Below are 223 nucleotides of genomic sequence, written 5' to 3' on the forward strand. Positions count from 1 at the left end.
GTCACGCCAAGTTGGTGTACCATACATTGTTGTGTTCATGAACAAAGCAGATATGGTTGATGATCCTGAGCTGTTAGAGTTAGTTGAGATGGAAGTACGTGATCTGCTAAGCAGCTACGATTTCCCTGGCGATGACATTCCTATTATTGTTGGTTCAGCGCTGAAAGCACTGGAAGGCGATGAAAGTGATATTGGTGTTAAAGCAATTGAGAAACTGGTTGAT

Annotated in this window: 1 protein-coding gene; it reads left to right on the top strand. The window is 42.6% G+C overall.

Annotated elements, in window-relative coordinates; genetic code table 11:
* On the top strand, positions 1-223 hold a 223-nt coding region (locus ACD661_RS17070), incomplete at both ends, for a GTP-binding protein (RefSeq protein WP_400189022.1).

The organism is Legionella lytica (genome assembly GCF_044626755.1).
Lineage (GTDB): Bacteria > Pseudomonadota > Gammaproteobacteria > Legionellales > Legionellaceae > Legionella > Legionella lytica_A.